This window comes from Mesorhizobium sp. WSM4829 (assembly GCF_055811475.1).
This window is the reverse complement of sequence record NZ_JBVVQJ010000007.1, coordinates 117,027-140,032: the sequence shown is the minus strand read 5'-3', so window position 1 is coordinate 140,032 and position 23,006 is coordinate 117,027. Positions and strand designations below refer to the sequence as shown.

General features: G+C 63.2%; 24 protein-coding genes. 6 read left to right on the top strand and 18 right to left on the bottom strand.

Annotated elements, in window-relative coordinates:
* Positions 1-111 precede the first annotated feature (111 nt).
* The 4 genes from AC0L17_RS09475 to AC0L17_RS09460 all read right to left on the bottom strand — a co-directional run bounded on the left by AC0L17_RS09475 (position 112) and on the right by AC0L17_RS09460 (position 4,155).
* Positions 112-513, bottom strand: a complete 402-nt coding sequence (locus tag AC0L17_RS09475) for a GFA family protein (protein ID WP_473515615.1) — start codon at positions 511-513, stop codon at positions 112-114.
* Positions 514-535: 22 nt separating this feature from the next.
* Positions 536-1,594 (bottom strand): Gfo/Idh/MocA family protein, encoded by a 1,059-nt coding sequence (locus AC0L17_RS09470; RefSeq protein ID WP_473515614.1) that lies wholly within the window; start codon positions 1,592-1,594, stop codon positions 536-538.
* Positions 1,595-1,672: 78 nt separating this feature from the next.
* On the bottom strand, positions 1,673-2,458 hold the full coding sequence (locus AC0L17_RS09465) for a ThuA domain-containing protein (RefSeq protein ID WP_473515613.1): 786 nt from the start codon (positions 2,456-2,458) through the stop codon (positions 1,673-1,675).
* Positions 2,459-2,640: 182 nt separating this feature from the next.
* Entirely contained in the window at positions 2,641-4,155 is a 1,515-nt protein-coding gene (locus AC0L17_RS09460) for a DUF2778 domain-containing protein (RefSeq protein ID WP_473515612.1), read from the bottom strand.
* Between the two features lie 501 nt (positions 4,156-4,656).
* On the opposite strand from AC0L17_RS09460, the gene AC0L17_RS09455 reads away from it, so the two are divergent.
* The gene (locus AC0L17_RS09455; protein ID WP_287054532.1) at positions 4,657-5,079 is read left to right on the top strand and encodes a cupin domain-containing protein; all 423 of its coding nucleotides are present in this window, start codon (positions 4,657-4,659) and stop codon (positions 5,077-5,079) included.
* A 153-nt stretch (positions 5,080-5,232) separates the two neighbouring features.
* Here AC0L17_RS09455 and AC0L17_RS09450 read toward each other — a convergent pair whose 3' ends face one another.
* Positions 5,233-6,672 carry an FAD-binding oxidoreductase gene (locus tag AC0L17_RS09450; protein WP_473515611.1) on the bottom strand — a complete coding sequence of 480 codons (1,440 nt, stop codon included), beginning with the start codon at positions 6,670-6,672 and terminating at the stop codon, positions 5,233-5,235.
* Positions 6,673-6,944: 272 nt separating this feature from the next.
* Here AC0L17_RS09450 and AC0L17_RS09445 point away from each other — a divergent pair, with 272 nt between their 5' ends.
* On the top strand, positions 6,945-7,208 hold the full coding sequence (locus AC0L17_RS09445; protein WP_473515610.1) for a hypothetical protein: 264 nt from the start codon (positions 6,945-6,947) through the stop codon (positions 7,206-7,208).
* A 377-nt stretch (positions 7,209-7,585) separates the two neighbouring features.
* Positions 7,586-7,885, top strand: coding sequence for a hypothetical protein (locus AC0L17_RS09440; protein WP_091600377.1), 300 nt, complete (start codon positions 7,586-7,588; stop codon positions 7,883-7,885).
* Positions 7,886-7,944: 59 nt separating this feature from the next.
* On the opposite strand, the gene AC0L17_RS09435 is transcribed toward AC0L17_RS09440, so the two are convergent.
* The 3 genes from AC0L17_RS09435 to AC0L17_RS09425 are packed head-to-tail and all read right to left on the bottom strand — an operon-like array spanning position 7,945 to position 10,969.
* A complete protein-coding gene (locus AC0L17_RS09435; RefSeq protein WP_473515609.1) occupies positions 7,945-9,234 on the bottom strand; it encodes an NAD(P)/FAD-dependent oxidoreductase in 1,290 nt (429 codons plus the stop codon).
* Positions 9,231-9,944 carry a methyltransferase domain-containing protein gene (locus AC0L17_RS09430; protein WP_473515608.1) on the bottom strand — a complete coding sequence of 238 codons (714 nt, stop codon included), beginning with the start codon at positions 9,942-9,944 and terminating at the stop codon, positions 9,231-9,233. Before AC0L17_RS09430 ends, AC0L17_RS09435 begins: the two co-directional genes overlap by 4 nt.
* Positions 9,941-10,969, bottom strand: coding sequence for a type III polyketide synthase (locus tag AC0L17_RS09425; protein ID WP_473515680.1), 1,029 nt, complete (start codon positions 10,967-10,969; stop codon positions 9,941-9,943). Before AC0L17_RS09425 ends, AC0L17_RS09430 begins: the two co-directional genes overlap by 4 nt.
* Between AC0L17_RS09425 and AC0L17_RS09420 the strand changes: the two genes are divergently transcribed.
* Positions 10,859-11,125, top strand: a complete 267-nt coding sequence (locus tag AC0L17_RS09420) for a hypothetical protein (protein ID WP_473515689.1) — start codon at positions 10,859-10,861, stop codon at positions 11,123-11,125. The genes AC0L17_RS09425 and AC0L17_RS09420 overlap by 111 nt on opposite strands.
* A 775-nt stretch (positions 11,126-11,900) precedes the next feature.
* On the top strand, positions 11,901-12,569 hold the full coding sequence (locus tag AC0L17_RS09415) for a phytochelatin synthase family protein (RefSeq protein WP_473515607.1): 669 nt from the start codon (positions 11,901-11,903) through the stop codon (positions 12,567-12,569).
* Between the two features lie 32 nt (positions 12,570-12,601).
* On the opposite strand, the gene doeB is transcribed toward AC0L17_RS09415, so the two are convergent.
* From doeB to ehuR, 10 genes are all read right to left on the bottom strand, one after another.
* Positions 12,602-13,603 carry a N(2)-acetyl-L-2,4-diaminobutanoate deacetylase DoeB gene (gene doeB, locus AC0L17_RS09410; protein WP_473515606.1) on the bottom strand — a complete coding sequence of 334 codons (1,002 nt, stop codon included), beginning with the start codon at positions 13,601-13,603 and terminating at the stop codon, positions 12,602-12,604.
* Positions 13,604-13,608: 5 nt separating this feature from the next.
* Positions 13,609-14,799 carry an ectoine hydrolase DoeA gene (gene doeA / locus AC0L17_RS09405; RefSeq protein ID WP_473515605.1) on the bottom strand — a complete coding sequence of 397 codons (1,191 nt, stop codon included), beginning with the start codon at positions 14,797-14,799 and terminating at the stop codon, positions 13,609-13,611.
* 38 nt (positions 14,800-14,837) lie between these two features.
* Positions 14,838-15,830, bottom strand: a complete 993-nt coding sequence (eutC, locus tag AC0L17_RS09400; RefSeq protein ID WP_473515604.1) for an ectoine utilization protein EutC — start codon at positions 15,828-15,830, stop codon at positions 14,838-14,840.
* Positions 15,827-16,819 carry a hydroxyectoine utilization dehydratase EutB gene (eutB, locus tag AC0L17_RS09395; protein WP_473515603.1) on the bottom strand — a complete coding sequence of 331 codons (993 nt, stop codon included), beginning with the start codon at positions 16,817-16,819 and terminating at the stop codon, positions 15,827-15,829. The genes eutC and eutB overlap by 4 nt, the downstream gene beginning before the upstream one ends.
* Positions 16,820-16,823: 4 nt before the next feature.
* Positions 16,824-17,600 carry an ectoine utilization protein EutA gene (gene eutA / locus AC0L17_RS09390; protein WP_473515602.1) on the bottom strand — a complete coding sequence of 259 codons (777 nt, stop codon included), beginning with the start codon at positions 17,598-17,600 and terminating at the stop codon, positions 16,824-16,826.
* Positions 17,601-17,637: 37 nt separating this feature from the next.
* Positions 17,638-18,297, bottom strand: coding sequence for an ectoine/hydroxyectoine ABC transporter permease subunit EhuD (gene ehuD, locus AC0L17_RS09385; protein ID WP_091600368.1), 660 nt, complete (start codon positions 18,295-18,297; stop codon positions 17,638-17,640).
* Between the two features lie 16 nt (positions 18,298-18,313).
* Entirely contained in the window at positions 18,314-18,973 is a 660-nt protein-coding gene (gene ehuC, locus AC0L17_RS09380; RefSeq protein ID WP_287174034.1) for an ectoine/hydroxyectoine ABC transporter permease subunit EhuC, read from the bottom strand.
* 172 nt (positions 18,974-19,145) lie between these two features.
* Positions 19,146-19,997, bottom strand: a complete 852-nt coding sequence (ehuB, locus tag AC0L17_RS09375; RefSeq protein WP_023797848.1) for an ectoine/hydroxyectoine ABC transporter substrate-binding protein EhuB — start codon at positions 19,995-19,997, stop codon at positions 19,146-19,148.
* 94 nt (positions 19,998-20,091) lie between these two features.
* Positions 20,092-20,877 carry an ectoine/hydroxyectoine ABC transporter ATP-binding protein EhuA gene (gene ehuA, locus AC0L17_RS09370; RefSeq protein WP_023797847.1) on the bottom strand — a complete coding sequence of 262 codons (786 nt, stop codon included), beginning with the start codon at positions 20,875-20,877 and terminating at the stop codon, positions 20,092-20,094.
* A 122-nt stretch (positions 20,878-20,999) separates the two neighbouring features.
* The gene (gene ehuR / locus AC0L17_RS09365; RefSeq protein WP_023797845.1) at positions 21,000-22,385 is read right to left on the bottom strand and encodes a MocR-like ectoine utilization transcription factor EhuR; all 1,386 of its coding nucleotides are present in this window, start codon (positions 22,383-22,385) and stop codon (positions 21,000-21,002) included.
* A gap of 90 nt (positions 22,386-22,475) precedes the next feature.
* Between ehuR and AC0L17_RS09360 the strand changes: the two genes are divergently transcribed.
* Positions 22,476-22,958: an Lrp/AsnC family transcriptional regulator gene (locus AC0L17_RS09360; protein ID WP_473515679.1), complete on the top strand. Its 483-nt coding sequence runs from the start codon at positions 22,476-22,478 to the stop codon at positions 22,956-22,958.
* Positions 22,959-23,006 lie beyond the last annotated feature (48 nt).

The window sequence follows — 23,006 nt, the reverse complement described above, 5'->3', positions numbered from 1 at the left end:
AATGCGTGGAGAGTGTGGACGGTTCCAGTTCATCGAACAAGCGATCGTTGGCTCGCCCTGGATCAGCAGGCTGAACCGTCCAAAAACGTCAGCCGAAGGTGGCCGATGGCTTCAGCCGAACGTCGCCAGAGGCTCAGTGCGGACCTCGACCCACTCGCAGCGCCGGCTGTCGTGATAGAAGGACAGGAAGGGCGGCGGGAACGATGGGTCGGCGAAAGCCCCCATCGGAATGGCGATCAGACCGGGCTGGACATCGATCCGGTAATGGACAGTGGTGCCGCAATCCGGGCAGAAACTATAGATGACACGGCCGCCTTCGTCGCCAACGCGCGTGAACTCCGCCGCTCGTCCCTGGATCGACACATCATTCTCCGCAAACCGCGCATTGAAGCTGAACGCGCTGCCGGTGCGCCGCTTGCAGGCCAGGCAATGGCAGACAGAGACGCGTACAGGCTCGCCCGAACAGGTGGCTGACAGCTGACCGCAGGAACATTGGGCGCGGCGCGTGACCATGGCTGGCCCCTTTCAGCGAACATCAATGGGTTTCGGCATGGGTCCTGAGCTCAGCCCTCTTCTCGTCGGAGACGACGGCAAGGTCGAGAACCTTCTGCAATTCGGCCGCGTGGCGGAACGACGGCTCGGCCTGGACGCGGTTGCGCACAGCATCGACGAAGCGCTGGTAGTTGGTCGGCACCGTTCCGGCATCGAGAACCTGCCATTTTGCGTTCTCGATGTCCTCGCCCATGCACGCTTTCAGTTCCGAGTTGGTCAGATTGTGCACGACCTCAATCCCACCCTTGTCACCATAGATGCGCAGCCGCAATTCGTTGAGGTGGCCGGTTGCCCAGCGGCTGGCATGGACGACGCCAAAAGCGCCGTTGCTGAAATCCAGCGCCATGGTGAAACTGTCATTGGCGTCAAGTTCATACTCGCCGATCCGGTTGCCGGGCGCCTTGTCGAAGGACCTGAGGCGGCAGAACACATGGTCGATGTCGAGCGCCGCGCCATAACTGGCGAAATCGAGTATGTGGATGCCGACATCGCCCAGCACGCCATTGGAGCCGTGGCCGCGCGACAGCCGCCACAGCCATTTCGGATCCGTGCGCCAGTCGCCCCAGAACTTGGAGACCAGCCAGCTCTGCAGATAGGATGCTTCGACATGCCTCACCTGGCCGATCTCGCCGGCAAGCACCATGGTGCGCGCCCGCTGCAGCGGGGCGACGTTGCGATAGGTCAGGTTGACCATGTTGATGATGCCGGCTTGCTCGGCGGCATCGGCCATTTCACTGGCCCGCTGGTAATTTTCGGCCAGCGGTTTTTCGCACAGCACCGGCTTGCCCGCCGAAATCAGCATCATGGTGGTCGGATGGTGGATGCGGTCTGGCGTCACGTTCGCCACCGCGTCGAACTTGTCCCATGCGAGCGCGTCTTCCAGCGACGCGAACCGGTTGGGGATTGCGTAGCTGTCCGAAAACTTTTCGACACGCGCGCGGTCGAGATCGACGGCGCCGACCAGTTCGACGCCTTCGATCCTGCTGAACTGCCTGGCGTGTTCCTCCGCCATCCAGCCGGTGCCGAGTATCAGGAGACGCATGATTCTTATCCTTAGGATGAGGCCTTATCTTCTTGTTCGATCATGGATTTTTCAGAACCGAAGCTTCGCGATAGCGGTCTAGCGAAACCCGGCTTCGCCCGCGGCATGGAGCTTTCCGCCGCGCTCGACGACCGGCTCAAGCGCCTTTTCCACCGGCACGTTCGGCGCATCGAGGATGGCTGGATTTGAGCCCTGCGGGTTGTGCGCCCACTTCACCGCATTGCGCAGCACTTTTTGGACATTCGCGTTGTGATAGGTCGGATAGGTCTCGTGGCCGGGCCTGAAATAGAAGATGTTGCCGGCGCCGCGGCGCCAGGTCAGCCCCGACCGGAACACTTCGCCGCCCTGGAACCAGGAGATGAACACCGTTTCCAGCGGTTCCGGCACGGCGAACTGCTCGCCATACATCTCCTCGTTCTCAAGCTCGAAATACTCGCCGATCCCGGCAGCGATCGGGTGGTTGGGGCTCGTCACCCAGAGCCGCTCGCGCTCGCCGGCCTCGCGCCATTTCAGCGTGCAGGGCGTGCCCATCAGCGTCTTGAAGATCTTCGAGAAATGGCCGGAATGAAGCACGATCAGCCCCATGCCTTGCCAGACGCGGCGCGCCACGCGCTCGACGACTTCGTCGGCGACGGCGCCATGGTCCTTGTGTCCCCACCACACGAGGACATCGGTTTGCGCCAGACGGTCGGCCGGCAGGCCATGCTCCGGTTGCTCAAGCGTCGCCCACGATACGGAAATTTCGGGGTCGAGCTTCAGCGCGTCGGCGATCGTTGCATGCATGCCCTCGGGGTAGATCCCCGCCACCACCTCATTGGTCCGCTCATGGATATTCTCGCCCCAAACGACAGCGCGTATCGTCATGACATTCCTCTTGATCGGTTGAAGCCGCCGCCCCGGTCAGGTCAGTCATAGTATCCTCGGCCGGGAATGAAAACGGTTTCGAGGCTGGCTGCTGACAATTGGCTGGAATTCCGGCGGGACAGCGCTCCCCTCTGTCCGGCAGGACAGAGGGGGCGCGAAGGATCGCTACTTCAGCAGCTTGCTTAACCGCGCACGACGAGGCGTTTGATCTTGCCCTTCTTGAACGCGGCGAGGAAGCTGGCGTAGTCCTTGAAGACGACGCAGCCGCTCGATTCCCCGCGGCGGCCGCGCAGCAAGTAGGTGTGCGCAAGAAAGCCGTCGCGGCCAAATTTGTTCTTGCCGTCGATAGGAGTGAGACGCAGCGCCTCCACCCCATGGAAGCGCGATTCACGCAGCCTCAGATCGTAGGTGTGGGGCGGCGTCGGGCCGGCATTCTTCCGGTTGGCGTAGCGCGCCTGGTCGGCCATCGAGCCCAGTCCCGAATGCGCCTCGAGCCGCGAGCCGTCCGGCATATAGACGGTTTTCGCCGAGATGTCGTAGACGGCGACGCCGCTGCCGGGCTTGGTGAACAGGTTGCCGAAGACCCCGCCGCCGCCCGCCGGGCTGTCGGGTTTGGCATAGGCCAGCGTGTCTGCGGCCTTCGACCGCTTGGCCGGCTTGCCCTGGCTGCTTTGCATGCCCCGGCTGCCCTGCATGCCCGGGTTGCCCTGCATGTCCTCTTGCATGCTTGGTTTCGCCGCCGGTGACGAACTCCTCGGCGACAAGGCTGGCGCCCGGGGCATCTCGACCTGCGGCGCGGCGGCGGTCTCCACCCTGTTGGCTTTGGATGGCTGAGACTGGGCTTTGGCGGCCTTCGATGCCTGGACCTTGGGCGCATTGGCCTTGGGTGCCCTAACCTCGGGTGCCTCGACCTCGGGCGCCTCGTCTGACTGGTCGATTTCCGCCTGCGGACGCCAAGTCGGCAAGGGAACGCTGCCGGGCATTGCGTCCTGCGGCGGCAGCGACGCCATCTGCACCTCGCCCTCTTGCGTGGCAGCATGATCGGCCGTCGTCGCCTGCGGCAGCACGTCGATCATCGCTTCCGGCAATGCATTCGCAAGCGCCAGCGCCAGCCGGGAGGATCGGTCGCTTTCCGCAATCTCGGGCCCGAAGCGCACTGATGCGGGACCATGCTGATCGGCCAGGCGCACCGGCTCCGCAAAGCGCTGGTCCGTTGGCAGACTGACGACCGCAAACGGCGCGGCCCCGCCGGAGGCGCGGGCAAAGGCAGCAGCAATCTTTTGCGGCGACAGCGCCGCTTTCGCCACCACGCTGTCGAAGCGCGATTGCGGTGAGATTTCGGCGACAAGCTGCACAGCATCCGGCCGCGCTAACGGCTTGAGACGCGCTACCTTGCCTTCATGCTCGAAGCTCGCGGCGGCGTGCGCGCAGTCGGCATTGCATCGGCCGAGCAGCGACGCCTGACGCTGCCGGCTTGCCAGTGACGGCGCCCACGAATTGGCCCGTGGGTTGACAAGTGTGTGTCGGGGATCGGCGAGCGCCATGGAGCGCGGCGCGAGCAGGTTTTGCGGAAGACTGCTGGAGGCGGCGGTGAGCGAAGTTCCCACCGAATGGAGGCCGGCCACGGTCGCAGCCGACCACAGCGCGATCGCAGCGCCAACAACGGGAATCGCGACCCAGCGCAGGCCGGGCCTCATCGAGGGCAATCCACTATCAGGATTGTCACCCCGGTTATTCAAACGCATCAACGCCATACAACCAAACCTCAATCGGCCTTGCGGCATGCGGGCTCGCAGCCGTCACAATCACAGTCGCCTGGTGCCCCCCGGCACGCTTCACGTCTGTTGCCGATTGAATCAAAAGATGGACAAACTTGGTTAACCAATCCCTCTACCGATCGCCGATCAGGCGAAGGTCTATGTCAAAAAAGGCTCCCTCCAAAACTATGAAAATAGCGGAAATGCCCTCTGTATCAGGCTTTGCTGCCCGTTTTTGCCGGCCGAGTCAAGAAACCGAAAGGACTAGGCCGTGCCTGGGCGGGCCTCAGTTAAAGGCTGTTTCGAGTTCGAAAGCGTCGCATCACCCGTGATCGTCTGCGCGCAGGCTGCGTTGCCGGCGCTGCCTTACAGGTAAATTCGTTTGTGCTAATATACCTTAGTCATGCACATTTGTGCGCGACCAACAAAAGGGAGGATGCGATGGAAACCATGAATCGCAGGTCTGCAATAGCGCTCGGCGTCACTGCCGCCGCGGTAGCGCCTCTATTCGCTTTGGCGAGATCCGCAACGGCCAAGGAGTACGGCCCGAATGAAGGCAAGGAGATTGCGCCCGGCGTCAGACTGGTGGAGGTCGGCACTGGGACCTCCGACATTCCCGCTTACAAGAGCATCTCAATTGTCGACATTGTCTTTCAGCCCGGAGCAGTGGCTCCTGAAGAGGTCATGGACAACGACATGGTCTGCACGATCGCTGCCGGCGAATTCACGATCAAGAAAGCGGACAAGGAATTCAAACTTAGAGAAGGCGACATGTACACTTGCGCCAAGGGCAAGACCGACGGTTCCACCAACACAAGTGCCGTGGTCGGCGTACATCGCATTGCGATCTTGATACCTGCCTAGAACAATTCCAGGAAAAGTGTGCAACGGTTTTCCGCCCGGAATTGCGCAAAAAACAAATAGCTAGAGCGGTTCAGCGAACGGCTCTAGCGCATGACCCGAAAATGAGGCCCGCGTCCTCCGTCGGAGGCGCGGGCCTTGTCATGCCTGCGCAGCCTATGCGGCGCGCTGCGCTTCCATCGGCCGCAAATTCTGGTTCATGCGGAACAGGTTCAGCGGATCATATCGCTGCTTGATTTCCAACAACCGCCGATAGTTGCCGCCATAGGCTGCTTCGACCCTGTCGACCTCGTCCCCGGGCATGAAGTTCACATAGGCCGTGCCGGCGGCATAGGGCTTGGCTGCTTCATAGAGACCCCGCGCCCAGTCGATGCAGGCCTGGTCCATTTCGGGTTCGCGCCAGCGGGCGTGGACATTCATGACGTAATGCGCGCTGCGTTGCGGAAACGCCGTTGCATCCGCTGTCACCCGGCCCGCCGCACCGCCGACATGGCCGATGAAAATCTCGCATTCGGGGCCGGGAAGCCTGGGTATCGCCGCCGTGACGACCTCCACCGCGCTGTCGGAAAGCTCGGTGAAGTCATGGCTCTTCCAATAGTTGCGGGCGCCAGGCGTCAGCAACGGATCGAATGCCTGCTGCCAGCCGGTGAACGGGTTGGGACCGACCACGTCTTCAATCGGTGTGCCGATGGCGCGAAGCCTCTGTGTCGCCTTCTCACCCTCCTGAAGGTCGCCGCAATAGCACATGGCCAGGACCAGCACCTCCTTGCCATGCCATTCGGCCGGCAGGAACGGCAGCGGCGGCGCCTGCCGCATGACCGCCCAGCAGGTCAGCTCATTGGGCGCTGCTTCGAGCGCCGCTCGGTATTCCCGCAACACGTTTTCGGCATCGGCGAAGGGATGAACGACAAGCCCCGACAGCACCTGCGGACCGACTTGGTGGAGCTTGAACTCGAAAGCCGTGACGATGCCGAAATTGCCGCCGCCACCGCGCAGCGCCCAGAACAGGTCCGGATTTTCGGTCTGGCTGGCGCGCAGCAGCTTGCCGTCGGCGGTAACCACATCGGCGCAGAGAAGATTGTCGATGGTCAGGCCGAATTTCCGCGTGATCCAACCGAAGCCGCCGCCCAGCGTCAGGCCCGAAATGCCGGTGGTCGAGTTGATGCCGGTCGGCACCGCCAGTCTGAAGGCCTGTGTCTCCGCGTCGACATCGGCGAGCGTCGCGCCAGGTTCCACCCATGCCCGCCGCGTCGCCGGATCGACCCGCACCGACTTCATCGGCGACAGATCGATCATCAGGCCGCCGTCGCAGACGGCGCTGCCGGCGATGTTGTGGCCGCCGCCGCGAACCGCGACAAGCAGCCTGTTTTCCCTGGCAAAATTGACGGCGGCGATAACGTCGGCGGCACCGGCGCAGCGCACGATCAGCCCGGGCCGCCGATCGATCATGGCGTTCCAGATGCTGCGTGCCTCGTCATAAGCGGCGTCGCCTTCCCTCAGCACGGTGCCGCGCAATTGTGCCGAAAGCGCCTCCAGGGCCGCGGCATCGACCGTCGTCTTGCCGCGATCAAGCGTGGTGAGGCTCATGCTATCCATGGCTTTCCTCCCGATTGTTTTTGAGCCGTTTTCCCTCCACCCGTTTCCAAGTCTGCCTCTATATTAGAAGTCGCGCAAGTTCCTGATCGCTCGCTGGCCGGCATTGCGCAACCCGCACAACGGTCAGCTCTCATTGAGGTAAAAAGCCGCCGGCAGGCCGAACCGAGATGAGTGCTGGATCGCTGCAGACGATCTCGTCGGTTCGATCGGAGGAACTACGCAGCGGTCCGCGGAGTTAGGCATATGAGCAACCAGTGCAGAGGAGAGCTCTGATGGCACCGCGCAGAAAACCCGACGATCCATCCGAAGGCCCGACCATCGAACAGCAGGATTGGGACGCGATCAAAGGCGGTAAGATTCTGCCAGACAGCGTGCCGGGAAACGGCGACATCCGTTACGACCTCGAGAAGGAGGCTGAACTGCCCGAGGAAGACGACGACAATCCGTACCAGGAGAGCGACGAGGCGCTGCCGGACGACGAAGAGGAACGCGCCCTCTCGCGCAACCCCTCGAAGCAGGATATCGACGAGCCGTGAACGGGGCAACATTCAATAGCGCGGCCAGCCGCGCGGTTCCGGTCCAAATTCCGTGAAAGTTCGCTCCAGCGACAGAAAAGGCCCACGGGGAGGAAGCGCGGGGCCTTTGTCCGAATGCCGGTGCGAACGGCATTCACAGTCGCTGGAGTAGAACGACTGCGCTTCCAACCGTGGCCGGCGGATGTTTGTTCCATCGAAACCGAAAAGAGATGGTGCTCGTTCGCTGTTTCGCCAGCATTGCTGCCCAGCATTGCTGCTTGGATTGCCATCGGCCCCGACCCGTCGATCACGATTTCTGTCTGACGGAACAACTCCAAAAAAAGCTCGTTGGATAATCATGATCGCGCCCAGCGATGCAACTCCAATGGAGAGCCACCATGATGAAAAAAATTCTTTCTGCAACCGTACTCAGCATCGCCCTTGCCACTTCCGCGATGGCGCAATCAGACGGCACTGGATCCGGCACCACCGATCCGGGAGCGGCCACCGGGACAGGCACTGGCACCATGGCTCCCGGCACCGATAATGCAACTCCTGCCGATCCGAACGTAACCGGTTCAACAACCGACGGCGGCGACGGCATGGGTGATCGGTGCAAGGAAACCGCAGGCGCCGATGCGAATACAAACTCCGCCAGTGGCACTGCAACTGCGGACATGGAGAATTGCCCCAAGTGAGCTAGCGCTGTTGAGGTCGCGACTACCCTTGGGAGCGGACGAACGCGCCGCACCACCTGTCAGACAAAGCCGGGAACCGGCTTTGTCTTCCCGCTCAGTTGCGCGCCTAAGGTCAGCGCTTGCGGGAAATTCCGGACAATCGCCGCCATCCAGGTTGCGCTGCCTGGACTAACGGCAATCCCGGCAAGTGCGGCGGCGGCGTAGACCCGAGTTGAAAACAGACTTTTCCAGGCCGCCTCGTAGCGTCTGCCGGCCATCTCGCGCCCTGCGCGGCCGTCTGGCGCGCAAGAGAGTTCGCAAGCCAGCAGCCAGCCGGACTGAAGCGCCATCGAGATGCCCTCGGCGATGACAGGATGAGACTCTCCGGCTGCATTGCCGACGCGAAAGATGTCGCGTTCGTAGCAGGAGCGAACTCCCGGCCGGATCGGACCTGCGGCAAGCCACGGCCCGTCGGCGTCAGCTGACTCTAGCGCATCCCTCACGCCCCGACATGATTCCATCAGATGACGGGAGACCGCCTCGGCGGCCGACAAATGGCTCTGGTGTCTGGGGTGTTTGCGCAACTGTGCGAGCATATCGCGCCGAATGCAGCACGAGATCGACAGCCGGCCATGATCCGCCGAAACCATGCCGCCATAACCGCCAGGAAATATCAGCAGGGGCATCAAATCAGGCGCCAGGGACGACCCGGTGAAATGCGCCTTGAAGCCGAACAGGTCCGAAGGGCGGTTGGTCTTTCCGAGCTGGCTGGGCAGCGGTCCTGGCTCCCAGGAGCCGTGTGCGGCGACAATCACCGGCGCGCGCAACATCGTCGTTTCGTTTCCGGCTTGAATTCGCACCAATTGCGCCTCGCCATCTGGGTCGATGGCGACGGCGCGGCAAGGCTGAAAGATCTCGACGCCCGCCGATCGCGCCGCCTGCAAAAGCAGACAGTCGAAAACATCCCGGCCGAGCGCCCGGCCGAAACCATCTTTTTTCGCGCGGCGCCCATCTTTTGCGGGAGGCCCGTCTTTTGCAGGAGGCCCATCCTCTGCGGGAGGCCCATCTTTTGCGGGAGGCCCATCTTTTGCAGGAGGCATTGCCGCCTCGGCGCAGGTCTCGCCGGAAAACAACCCGACGCGGCGGATTTCGGGGCCGGCATTGGCACGCCAGGCATCGCCGATCTCCAGCTGGTCCAGAAGCGCAAGATTGCTTGCCGATATATATTCGCCGCAGACCTTGCGGCGCGGGAATACGCTCTTTTCCACAATAGCCACGGCCCATCCGTGCCGGGCAAGCGTCAGCGCGACGGATGTGCCCGCCGGGCCGGCGCCTATGATGATCGCGTCATGGGTCGACAATCGCGTCATAGGTCATGACCGACGCTGGCGCCGACGAAAATGTGGGAAAAAAGGCCGGCGCGCCGCTCCTCGACCGGTTTGCCGTTTGCCGCGAGCCAGAGACCGGAAAGCTCGCTGCCGCGAAAGCCGGCACGCACACTTTGAGCCGCGTCGTTTCGTGTGACGTCATTGGCGCCGATCGCCGGGAGAAGGCGGGTCGCGGCCAATGCGAATTTGGCCCGCAACGGCTCTGTCGCCAACAGCAGCGGAGCCTTCGGCGCCATCAGCGAAAACAGACGCACGAGTTCGGCATCGTCGAAATGATGCAGAAACAGATTGACGGTGATCGCGTCGAACCGCGTGCCCTCATTCTTTCTCGCCCAGTCGAAGACATCGGCGGCGACGCCTTCGACCGTCCATCCCAGCCTGTCGAAATCACCACGCAATTGCGCGGTGATGAGGTCGACGCGGTCGAGCATTACCAGTTCGACCCCAGGCCAATGCCCGGCCATGCGCCGCGCCAACGCCAGCATGAAGGAGCCATCGCCGGCGCCGATCTCCAGAATCCGGCGCGGCGGCCCTGGCACGAATTTCTGCAGCAGCGATGCCATGATCCTGGCCTGAAACATCAGCGCGTTGATGCGACGGAGGTCGCGCCGCGCCGCAAGCGCTCGCGGATCGTCGCCCGCAAGCCCGTCGAGGATTTCCGGCGCAAGCTGGCGGTGCTCCAGGCTGCTCATGACGCCGTTCGGAAAAGCATGGTTTCGGCCGCCAGCCCGGGTCCGAACGACATGCCGCAGCCGAGCATGCCTGGTGGCGCCTTCAACATCTCTTTCATCACGAACATGACGGTCGCCGACGACATGTTTCCATATCGGCGCAACACCTCGCGCGATGGCTCCAGCGCGGTGGGCGCGAGTTCCAGGGCCCGTTCGACGGCGTCGAGCACCGAACGTCCCCCCGGGTGCACGGCCCAGAGGTCGATCGCCTCGCTCGGCCGACCGCCGAGGATGGCGTCGTGATTGCTCCGCAATGCTTCCTGGATTGCTGCCGGGACCTGGCCGGAAAGAACCATTTCGAAGCCGTGGTCACTAATGCTCCAGCTCATCAGATCCCGCCGCTCGTCCGCCACGATGCCGTAGAAGCTTTCGAGCTCGATGCCGTGCGGCTCGGCGGTAACGAGCGCAGCCGCACAGCCATCGCCCCAGAGGCAGAACGACAGCAGCTTTTCCAGTTCGCCGGTTTCCCGCAGATGCATCGTGCAGAGTTCGATATTGACCAGCAGGACCCTGGCCTGCGGATCGGAGCGGACGATGTGGCGGGCAAGCTTGAGGCCGTTGATCGCCGCATAGCAGCCCATGAAACCGATCATCGTGCGTTCGACCGTGTCCGGCAGGCCGCATCGCGCAACCAGCTCCAGGTCGATGCCTGGTGCTGAAAAACCGGTGCAGGTGGTGACGATGAGATGGGTGATGCGGGAAGCGCCGCCACCAAGCTCCAATCCGTCGACGGCTTTTTGCGCGAGAACAGGTGCGGCATGACAGAACATTGCCATTCTCTCGGCCGTTCCAGGAAAAGCGCCCCGGATGAACCTCCCGGCCAGATCTGCTGATGGTCCTTCGGGGTCGCCGGCAGGTGCAAAGCAGGAGTAGCGGTGCTCGATGCCGGCAACGTCAACCATGCGTTCGAAAATTCTTCGGCGATCGGCCGCAAGCATGGAGGCGGCGAAACGCAGATAGAATTGATGAACCTCGTGCTCCGGCACTGCTGTCGCGATCCGGTTAATATACGCTTTGGCCGGCATATTCGGTCTCCACGGCGTCGCGCACGGTATTTTCTAAAACCACCGCCGGAGGCTGTTTGGTCATCGGCACCAGGTGTCGGGCAGCAGGCATTGAGTGTTGTTGATGAACGTTTCTGAGAACTGATTTCATCCCACCTGTGCTGTTGCCAGGCGATGCTGCGGTTCGCCGGCATGCAGGAACATAGGCTCCATCACCGAGGCGTCCACCGAAGTGCCCTCGCTTCGGGCCGCGGCGCCATTGCTTCCGGCCCTCGGTAGGCGCGGTATTTTTCTGAGCGATGGAACATTAGCGAATACTAACGATTGTAGGATGACAGCGAGTATCTCCCGGATATTGGCTGCTTGATCGGGCCCCCGGTCGGCCCGCGCTCCTCCAGAGGCGCGGGCCTCCAGTCCAAAGAGTAATTGGCGGCTTAAGGCTCAGTTTTGGAACGAGAATGCCGTGAGGGCGTTCGCCATAATTATCGCGAGCTGCCACAAGGCTCGCGGCAAAGAGAAGGAGAGCTGTCATGAACAATATCATCTGGCTGGTCGGGGCCGTCGTTATCGTAATTGCGATACTCAGCTTCCTTGGGCTTCGTTAGGTTTCGCCTTTAGCGACGCCTACGCCGAGCAAGTCGTAATTTGGGTCGTCTCTGGAAGCCTGAGATTTGCAGGCGCAGCAGCTATTGGCGCTAACGAAACGACCCCGCTCTTTCACCGGCGAAGTTCCCTGCCCGATCCATACTCTCCCAGACCCAGCGCTCACGGCGATGAGCGGCGGCAGCCGGCTTGGCAAGCGGCCGGTTACGGTTGCTGCAGGACCAGATTGCGACTGGCCGGGTGCGGCGCCGATTGACGTTGCGGTGCCTTTTCTTCATTCTCCTGTTGCTGCCTGCTCCGAGATTCAGCAATGAAGCGCCGTCTCGCTTTCGGTGTGATTGTGATCGCCGTCGTCGGCCTGCTGGGCGGCGCCGCACTTTTGATTGCCGGCCAGTCCAGAGTTTCGCAAGACGCGATCCAGTCGTCGGTTACCCGCACCGCTGAATTGATCGACAGCGCTTGGAAGCTGCCCGTGGCTGCCACGTTCAATGCCGACGTCACATGGCAATCAAACGGATCAAGGTGCGGCCCGGCAAGTGTCGCAAACACATTCCGCTCAATCGGCGAGGAGGAGACAACCGAAGCCGAAGTCCTCGCTGGAACCGGAAAGTGCTGGACCGGCTTCTGCATCATTGGCCTCACGTTGGACGAGCTTGCCGAGGTCGCTCGAACGAACACCAAGCGGAAGGTCTCCGTGCTTCGGAATCTGAGCGCCGATGCATTTCGCGAGCACATGAAGCGCGCCAACGATCCCGACCGCCGTTACATCGTCAACTTCACCCGCGAGAAGATTTTCGGCGCCGGCGCTGGCCATTTTTCCCCGGTCGGAGGATATCTGGAGGCCGAGGACATGGTTTTCGTCCTCGATGTAAACGAGGACTACAAGCCCTGGCTGGTCGAGCGAGAGCGCCTGTTCTCAGCCATGGACACAATCGATAGCGATGGCGACAAGAAACGCGGCTTGCTGCTGATCGAGTAGCATTGTCGCAAGCAGTTTCGATTGCCTTGCCTTCAATCGACCAGCACGGCGACCACGGCGGTGCAGTCGCCCGCCTTGACCAGTCCGGGGAAATGGCGGGCAGCCAATAGACCCGACATCCTTGCCCTGATCTCCTGAGGTGCGGCACCGGTGCGGCCAATGGAGTGGATGCGCGCCAGGACCTGGCCCTCCTCGACAGGCTCGCCGAGATCGATCATCGTTTCGATCATCCCGTCGTCTTCGGCAAACGAGAAGCAATCGCCCGACGGCATGTCCAGCCAGCGGGTCGGCTGCATCTCGACCGCACCGGCGACGATGCCGGCATGGCGCAGCACGTTGAGCACGCCGCGACGGGCGATCCGCACCGTCTCTGCACGGGCAGTCCCACCGCCGCCAAGCTCTGTGGTGATGAACAGCTTGCCCATCTCTTCGGCGGCAGTGTCGAACATGCCGACCGCATCGATCTCCAGCATCTTCATCGACCAGGGTGCCGAGAACGCTTCGACGGCGGCGAACCCCTTCGCCTCCAGCACCTTCTCGGGCCGGATATGGGCGGCGCAGAACGGCACGAAGTCGAGCGTCTTGCCGCCGGAGTGGAAGTCGAGCGCGATGTCTGCGCGGGGGAGCAACTCTCGTTGAAAATAGTCCGCGATCTTCTCGGTCACCGTGCCGTCGGGCCGGCCGGGAAAGCTGCGGTTCAGATTGCCCTTGTCGATCGGCGAGGTGCGTGTGCCGGCGCGGAACGCCGGATAGTTCATTGCCGGCACGATGATGACCATACCGCTGACTTGCTTGGGATCGAGCGTGCGGGCGAGATCGTAGAGCGCCAGCGGCCCCTCATATTCGTCGCCATGATTGCCGCCGGTGAGCAATGCGCTTGGCCCGCTGCCGTTGCGGATCACGCAGATCGGGATCATCACCGATCCCCAGGCCGAATCGTCGCGGCTGTACGGCAGCCGCAGGAAGCCGTGCTGCACACCGTCGCGGTCGAAATCGACGGTCGGCGTTATTGGCGATGGACGAAGGCTGGACATCGGGCTCAATTCTTCACCACCAGCTTGCGCGGCACATTGGCCAGGCACTCAACGCCGGTCTCGGTGATCAGGATGGACTCGGTGATCTCGAGCCCCATCGTCTCCAGCCACAGGCCGGTCATGAAATGGAAGGTCATGCCGGGCTTCAGCTCGGTGCGGTCGCCGGGGCGCAGGCTCATCGTGCGCTCGCCCCAATCCGGCGGATAGGAAAGCCCGATCGGATAGCCGGTGCGGTTGTCCTTGACGATACCGTATCTCTTCAGCACCGCGAAGAAGGCGTTGGCGATGTCCTCGCAGGTATTGCCGGGCTTTGCCGCCGCAAGCCCGGCCTCCATGCCTTCCAGCGTCGCCTTTTCGGCATCGAGGAATTCCTGCGTCGGTTTACCGAGGAACACAGTCCGCGAAAGCGGACAATGGTAGCGGTTATAGCAGCCGGCGATCTCGAAGAAGGTGCCCTCGCCCGATTTCATCGGCCGGTCGTCCCAGGTCAAATGCGGCGCCGACGCATCGGCGCCCGACGGCAGCAGCGGCACGATCGCCGGGTAGTCGCCGCCAATCTTTCCCTCTGGCCCGTCGACGCCGCGCGTGCCGGCATCATAGATCTCGGCGACCAGATCGCATTTGCGCATGCCGACTTCGATCTTGTCGACGATGCGTTGGTGCATCGCTTCGACGATGCGGGCGGCCTTTCGCATATAATCGATCTCGGTCGGGCTCTTCACCGCGCGCTGCCAGTTGACGAGTGCCGTAGCGTCGACGAAGCGGGCATTGGGCAGATGTTTCTGCAGCGACGCGAAGGCAGCGGCCGAGAACCAGTAATTGTCCATCTCGACACCGATGCTGAGCTTGCCCCAGCCGCGATCGGCCAGCACCTGCGACAGAAAATCCATCGGGTGGCGTTCGGTCGACTGCACATAATGGTCGGCATAGCCGACGATGTTGTCGTGCGCGAGATAGGCAGTGCGCTTGGCGCCGTTGGCGTCCTGGCCGCGCCCGTACCACACCGGTTCGCCCGACGGCGGCACGATGACGGCCTGGTGCACATAGAACGACCAGCCGTCATAGCCGGTCAGCCAGGCCATATTGGACGGATCGCTGACAACAAGCAGATCGACGCCCTTGGCCTCCATGGCTTTCCGGGTCTTGGCGAGGCGATCCGCATATTCGCCGCGCGAGAATTTCAAATTGGGCTGCATTGTTCTTGGTCCTCGTTTGTTGGGCCTTGCGGCCGGTATCAGCTTTCGAAAATTGTCCCGGTGTTGGCCGCCTGGGCGCGGTCGCGGGCGAGCGTGGCGATCGCCGTGTCCTGCACGCCGGTGCCGGTGAGGTCGGCGATGGTGATGTCGCTGTCCGAACGGCGGCCATGTCTATCGCCGGCGATGATCTGGCCGAGCTCTGTGATCTCGGCATCGGCCGCCATCACCCCCGTCGCGATGGCATGATGCAGTTCGCCAAGCACCCGCGACTGTTTCGCGCTGTCGGCGACGTAGAGATCGGCCATGCGCAGGATCGCCGGCGCGATCTCGTTCTTGTGCTCGGCGTCCGAGCCCATAGCGGTGATGTGCTGGCCGGCGGAGACGAAGCCGGCCTTGATCAGCGGTTCGGTCGACGGCGTCGTGGTGACGATGATGTCGGCGCCGGCCGCCGCCTTTGCCGCGTCGGGCTCGGCGCGCACGACGATGCCCAGTTTTTCGCGCAATGCATCCGCCGCGGTTTCGGCCTTGGCGGCGTCCCTGGCCCAGATGCGGGCCTCGGCGATCGGCCGCACCAGCATAAGCGCCTCGAGCTGCAGTCCAGCCTGGACACCGGCGCCGAAGATCGCGGCGACAGAGGAGTCGGTTCGCGAAAGATGTTTCGCCGCGACCGCTCCGGCCGCCGCGGTGCGGATGTCGGTCAAATAGCCATTGTCGAGCAGCAGCGCCTCGACCAGCCCGGTTTTTGACGACAGCAGCACCATCATGCCGTTGACGCTGGGCAGGCCGAGCTTCGGATTGTCGAAGAAGCCGGGACTGATCTTGATGGCAAAACCGTCGATCCCAGGCACGTAGGCGGTCTTGACGTCGACCTCGCCGCGATGCTCGGGAATGTCGAGCCGCAGGATCGGCGGCATCGCCACCGGCAAGGTGGCAAGCGCTCGGAACGCGTTTTCGACGCAGGCGACGGCATCGAGATCGAGCTTCACGATCGCGCGCAATTCGGCTTCGGTCAGTATCGTCATCCGGCTCATGCGGCGCTCTCCTTAAATGCTTCGCCACAAACGACTTTCCTGTGCAGCGTCATGTCGATGTTGCGGCCCGACACAATGAGCACAGTGGGGCCGCTCGCCCTGACCTTGCCGGCAAGCACGGCGGCGATGCAAACCGCGCCGGCGCCTTCGACGATCTCGCGCTCCTGTTCATAGGCGTGGCGGATGCCGGCGGCGATCTCGTCCTCGCTGAGCAGGATAACATCGTCGAGCAGGTCGCGGCACATCGAGAAGGTCAGCCGGTTGTCGAGGCCGATGCCGCCGCCGAGCGAATCCGCCAGCGTCGGCAGTTCCTCGACCAGAACCGGATGTCCGGCATCGAGGCTTGCCTTCATCGCCGCACCCCGCGTCATCGAAATGCCGATGACTTTCGTGCCGGGGCTGACGGCCTTCACGGCAGCGGCGACACCCGCCGCCAGCCCGCCGCCGGACAGCGGCACCAGCACCAGGGCAGCGTCCGCAACCTGCTCGATGATTTCCAGCCCAAGCGTGCCTTGCCCGGCGATGATATCGGGATGGTCGAAGGGCGCGAGCATGATCAGACCGTCTTCCGCGACCAGCCGGTCGACCTCCTGCTGCGCATCGTCCTGGCTGTTGCCGACGATGCGGATCTCGGCGCCGAGCCGGCGGATTTCGTCGAGCTTGTTCTGCGGCACCAGTCGCGACATGCAGATCGTCGCGCGCATGCCTTCGAGCTTTGCCGCATGAGCCAGCGCCCGGCCGTGATTGCCGGTCGAGGCGGCGACCACGCCGCGCGCCTTCTCCTCGGCGTTCAGCGAAGCGATGGCGTTCGAGGCGCCGCGCAGCTTGAAGCTGCCGGTGGTCTGCCGATGTTCGAGCTTGAGATAAACAGGCGCACCCAAGTGCCCGGAAAGACTCGGGGAAAGCACGGTCGGCGTGCGCTCGACCTTGCCTGCGACGCGCTCGTGCGCCGCGCGGATGTCGGAGAGGGTGATGGGCGCAGGTGTCATGGCCTCATTGTCCCAAAGGCAGCGTCATCAGACGGCCGAATTCGGCGCGCCGCTCGTCGTCGCCGCAAAGCCGCAGGCAGTTCCAGGCGGTTGCCTGATTGCTGGTGACGACCGGGCGGCCGATCGCCTCCTCCATGCCGACGACGGCAAGTGCTGCCCGCAGCGCCGTGCAGGAGACGAACAGTGCGTCCGCTTGCGCGTCGGTCGCCTCGGGCGCCAGATCGACCAGCGTGGCCGGTGCAATCCGCGCCATCTCGCGGTCGTCGTCGAAGCCGAGACAGGTAAAACTGGCGATCTCGAAACCGTGCGCCGCGAAATAGGCGGCCATCGGCCGGCTGGTCTCGACAGTATAAGGAGTGAGAATACTGATCGTCCTGGCGCCCAGCGCTTTCAAGCCGCGCACCCCTGCCATCGGCGGCGTAACCACGGGTACGCCGGGCTTGGCCGCCTGCACCGCCGCCTCGATCTCGGCATCGCCGATGACGACCGAGGCTGAGGTGCAGGAATAACAGACCGCGTCGAGCGGCTCATCGGGCAGGATGAGCGCGGCGCCCGCCGTCAGCGACGGCTGCATCTTGCGCAAATTGTCCGGCGTCGTCGGATTGGCATAGGGGATGCGCGCGACATAGACGCCCATCCGGTCGCTTGCCACCATGCGGCGAAAATCCGGTTCGGTCGTATGGTCGGTGGCAAGGATGATCAGGCCGACGCGCTTTTCCAGCGGACGCGCGTCGAGCGCCGGCCGTGTCGAGTGCAGGCGGATGTCGACTGGAGCGGTCACCACGCGCTCCTTGCTAACGATTTGGTCGAAGGAACTGTCATTTTTCAATGCGCCCGTAGCGGCGTTCCAGCCAGCGCAGCAGCACGACCGAGAACAGGCTGATGACGAGGAAGAAGGCGCCGACCAGGGTCATCGGCTCGACATAGCGGTAATAGGTGTTGGCGACGCTCTTGGCCTGGTTCATCAGTTCCAGCACGGTGATCGCCGAAAGCAGCGGCGTCTCCTTGAACATGGCGATAAAATAGTTGGCAAGCGCCGGGATCATCGGCGGGATAGCCTGCGGCATGATGATGTGGGTCCAGGTCTGCCTAGCGTTGAGATTGCAGGCCTTGGCGGCTTCCCACTGGCCGCGCGGCACATTGTCGATGCCGGCGCGATAGACCTCGGCCGTGTAGGTGCCGTAATGCAGCCCGAGGCCGATGACGCCCGCCACCAGCGGCGGCAGCAGGATACCGATATCCGGCAGCACATAGAAGATGAAGTAGAGCTGCACCAAGAGCGGCGTGCCGCGAATGAACTCGGCGAGGAAGCCGACGCTGCGCGACAAACCCTTGTTCGGCGAGCGCCGCGCCAGCGCGATAGCCAAGCCGACGATCGCTGCCAGAACCGAGCCGAGCAGTGTCGCCAGGATGGTGATCTTCACGCCCTCGATCAGGGTCGGCATGATCTCCCAGACGAAATTCCAATCCCATTCCATTACGAGGCCCGATCCATCAGACGCGCACCCCGTCGAGGCCGCGCGCCATGCGGCGTTCCAGCGAACGCACACCCCACGAAATGATCAGCGCAAGGGCGAAATAGATGACGAGAATGGTGGTGAACGGCACCAGCGTGTTGCCGGTCTGCGAGCGCACCACCTGCGCCTGGAAGGTCAGGTCGGTGAGCGAGATCAGCGAAACCACGGCGGTGGCCTTGAGCAATTCGATGGCGTTGTTGCCGAAGGTCGGCAGCATCACCAGCAGCGCCTGCGGCAGGATGACATGGCGCATGGCTTGCCAGCGGCCGAGATTGACCGCGGTGCAGGCCTCGTACTGTTCGCGGCCGATCGACTGGATGGCGCCGCGCACCACCTCCGCGCCGTAGGCGCCGACATTGAGGCCAAGCGCCAGCACGCCGGCCTGCAGCGGCGTCAGCGAAATGCCGATGAACGGCAGCACGAAATAGGCCCAGAACAGCTGCACGAAGATCGAGGTGCCGCGGAAGAATTCGATATAGGCGGTGGCCAGCGCCCGAATGGCGAAAAAACGCGACAGCCGCCCCAGCCCGGCGAGAAAGGCCATGATCAGGGCAAGCACCGACCCCATCAGCGTCAGCTCGATGGTAACAAGCGCTCCCTGCAATATCAGGCCGAAATAGCCGGACCATTGGGTCATGAAGTTCGAATTTCCAGCGTTTTGCGGTTATAGTCTTGGCATCTTCTCCCCGTTCACGGGGATGCCGGCAGGCAGATGAGGGGCAGAGCCAATTTGGCAGAACTGGCGCTGCCCCTCATCCGTCACTTCGTGACACCCTTCTCCCCGTGAACGGGGAGAAGGAAAAAGGCGCCTATTTTGCCGAGCAGAGCTTGTCGCGGCTCGTCGACATCGCCGCCGCGGCCGAAAAACCGTAGGGCTCAATGATCTTGGCGAATTCGCCGGACTCCTTCAGCTTGGCCAATTCGACGTCATAGGCGTCGCGCAGCGCCTCATCGCCCTTCTTGAACGCCGCGCCGTCGCAATAGACCGGCGCGCCGACCACCGGGGCGACGACTTCGAGGTTCGGATCGTTGGCCTTCTTGACCAGGTCGTTGATCGACAGCACCGGCAGCGAATAGGCGTCGATGCGGCCGTCCTGCAGCATCTTCAGGCCGCTCTGGCCATCCGGCACGACGATGACGCGGTCACGCGGCACGCCGGCAGTGAGCGCCAGCTTCTCCTCGGTGCCGCCGCCCGGCGCCCCGATCGTTGCGGTGGCATCCTTGGCGACATCCTCATAGCTCTTGAAGCCCTTCGGGTTGCCCTTCTTGACCAGCATTGCCTCGGCGTCGCACAGCACCGGCTCCGAATAAGCGACTGCCGCGCAGCGCTCCGGTTTCATGAACAGGCCGGCGGTGACGACGTCGAAACGGCCGGCCTGCAGGCCGGGGATCATCGCGCCATATTCCGAGATCGAGGCGACGATGTCGTTGACACCAAGACGCTTGAAGATTTCACGGGCCACATCGGGCGCCGCACCCGAGACCTTGCCGTCGGCAGCAACCGCCGTATAGGGCGGCTCGTTGGCGATGGCGACACGGGCGAAGCCCTGTGCCTTGAGCTCTTCGAGCTTGCTGTCGTCGGCCGATCCCGCGGTCGAAGCGGCCAGGATTGCGGTCAGCGCAACACCGGCGACGCCGGCCAGAATGCCAAGTTTCTTCATTGTTCCCAACTCCTTGTTTCTCTTTTGGTTTGGTCGTTCCACGGGACGGATTCGCCGCCCTGGGAGGACGGCGCTGCCGCCCGGGGCATGGCAGTCAGACGCGATGTCCGGCCGCGATGATCTTCTTCAGGAAAGCTTGCGTACGCTCCTGCTTGGGGTTGCGGAAAATCTCGTCCGGCTTGCCTTCCTCGACGATCTTGCCGCGGTCGAAGAACAGAACCCGGTCGGCGAAATCATGGGCAAAACCCATTTCGTGTGTGACCAGCAGCATGGTCATGTCGGTCTCCGAGCAGAGCCGCCACAACACGTTCAGCACCTCCTCGACCAGTTCCGGATCGAGCGCCGATGTCACCTCGTCGAACAGCATGATCCTGGGCTGCAGCGCCAAGGCGCGAGCGATGGCAACGCGCTGCTTCTGGCCGCCGGAAAGCTGCGCCGGCATCGCCTTCGCCTTGTCGGCCATGCCGACCATGTCGAGCAGTTCCATCGCCCGTTTTTCGGCGGCGGCGCGCGGCATGCCCTTGGTCAGGATCGGCGCCAGCGTGACGTTGTCGATGACGCTCTTGTGCGGAAACAAGTTGAACAGCTGGAAGACCATGCCGATCTTCTGGCGCATTCTTGCCAGATGCCGTTCGTCGGCGGGCAGCAACTGGCCGTTGCGCTCCATGTGGTAAAGCTGCTCGCCGTCGATCTGGATGTGGCCGCTGTCGATCCTCTCCAGCGTCATCAGGATGCGCAGGATCGTCGTCTTGCCGGAGCCGGATGGGCCGATCAGCGCCAGCTTCTCGCGCGGCATGACCTGCATCGACAGTCCGTCCAGCACCTTGAAGGTGCCAAAGCTTTTCGAAATGGCGTCGATCTTGATGATGGGCGCGGACAAAGAATTCCCCCGTGCTGGAGAAGCTGTGCCTTAACGATGCGGAACGCGCCAAATCATGTCAATCAGGAAAATAAACTCATGACAATGTTTCTGACTCCGCAGAATTTCGCGGCAATGCTTGCCTAGATCGCCAGCAGCAGATGCTCCGGGTCGCCGAGCAGAAGCTTGGTGACAACACTGAGGCCGGCGCGCAGTTCCCCCTCGGTTGTCGAGCCCAGCGAGATGCGCACTGCCGGTTGCCAGGGCGCCGCCGAGATGCGGAACGATGTGCCCGGTGCGATCGCCACGCCCTGCAGGCGGGCCTGTGAGACGAAGCCCTCCTCGGCGCGGTCGCCGGGCAGTTCCAGCCACAGATGCAGCCCGTCGCGATGAACGCGGTAGTCGACCCCCGCAAGCACCTGGGCGGCAATCTCCTGCCGCCGCCGAAGCGCCGACCGTTGCCAGCGGACGAGTTCCATCGCCGTGCCGTCGGTCACCCATTTTGTCGCGATCTCTGCCACCATCGGCGTCGCCATCCAGTTGGAGACGAGATGCCGGTTGGCGACGGCAGCGACATAGCGGTCGGGCGCCGCGAGATAACCGATGCGCAGGCCTGGCAGCACGATCTTGGTGAAGGAGGTGACGTAGAGCGTGCGCTCGGGCGCGAAGGCGGCGACCGGCGGCGGACGGCCCTCGACCAGCGGCCCGAGCACGTCGTTCTCGATGATGGCGATGTCGTGCCTGCGCGCCACCGCAGCGATCTGCTCGCGCCGCGCGGCATTCATCAATGTCGCAGTCGGATTGATCACCGAGGGCTGCACGAATACGGCGCGGATGTCGGAAAGCCGGCACGCCTCGTCGAGCGCCTCCGGGATCAGGCCGTTGTCGTCGATCGGCAGGCCCTCGAGGTTGAAGCCGAGATAGCGCGCCAGCGGGATCAGCGTGTGATGGCCGATCGCCTCGGTGGCGACGGTCGAACCCGGCGGCGCCACGCTCATCAGCGCCACCGTCATGCCGGCCGTGGCGCCGTTGGTCAGGCTGACATTCTGCGCCGACACGTCGAGACCGCACAGCCGCAGCCATTCGACCGCCACTGCACGGTGGCGCGGAAACACCATGTTCGGCCGGAACGACAGCGCCGAGGTCGACGGCAGGTTCTCGGCGAGCCAGCCCAGCGCCTGCTTCAGCCGCTCCAGATGCATCGGCTCGCAGACCGGCTTCAGGATCGACAGGTCGATGACCTCGCCAAGGCGCTCCGGCAGATAGGGCGGCTCCGGCTCGCGGCGCTGCGTCTGCACGAAGCTGCCGCGGCCGATCTCGCCGGAGACCAGGCCCCGGCGGATCAGTTCCTCATAGGCGCGGCTGACTGTCTGCACCGAAAGCTTCAAATCGTCGGCCAGCCGGCGATGCGTCGGCAGCCGCGCGCCGTTGGCCAGCCGTCCGTCATGAATGGCGCGCGCGAACTGGTCGGCGAGCGATTGATAGGCCGGCCGCCGGATAAGCGCGGGATCTGGACGCCACAATGTCATGACATATTAGAGATCGAAATCAGTGCAATTGACAATCGAAATAATGCGCCGTCATGGTGTCGCGGAAAAAAGTGGACGCTCATGGCCGCATTGAAACTGGATCAGATCGACCTGAAAATCCTCGACGCGGTTCAGCGCGACGGGCGCATCACCAAGCTGGCGCTCGCCGACAAGGTCGGCCTGTCGCCGACGCCGTGCTGGATGCGGTTGCGCAAGCTGGAAAAGGCCGGCATCGTCTCCGGCTATCACGCCAGGGTTGCAATGCGCGCCGTCGCGCCGGTCGCCACCGTCCTGATGGAGGTGACGCTGGCCAGCCACCGCCAGGCCGATTTCGACCGTTTTGAGCGCGTCATCCGCGACGTCCCCGAAATCGTCGCCTGCTGGTCGGTGGGCGGCGGCGTCGACTATCTGCTGAAAGTGATGGCGCGCGACATCGACGCCTATCAGCGGCTCGTCGACGCCCTGCTCGAACGCGAGATCGGCATCGACCGTTATTTCACCTACATCGTCACCAAGACGGTGAAGGAGGAGGTCGCCTTGCCGGTGGCCGATCTGCTGCCGGCACAGTCGTGAGGTCTAGGGAAACTGACATCAGGTCGCCGCGACGATGCGGAATTCTGC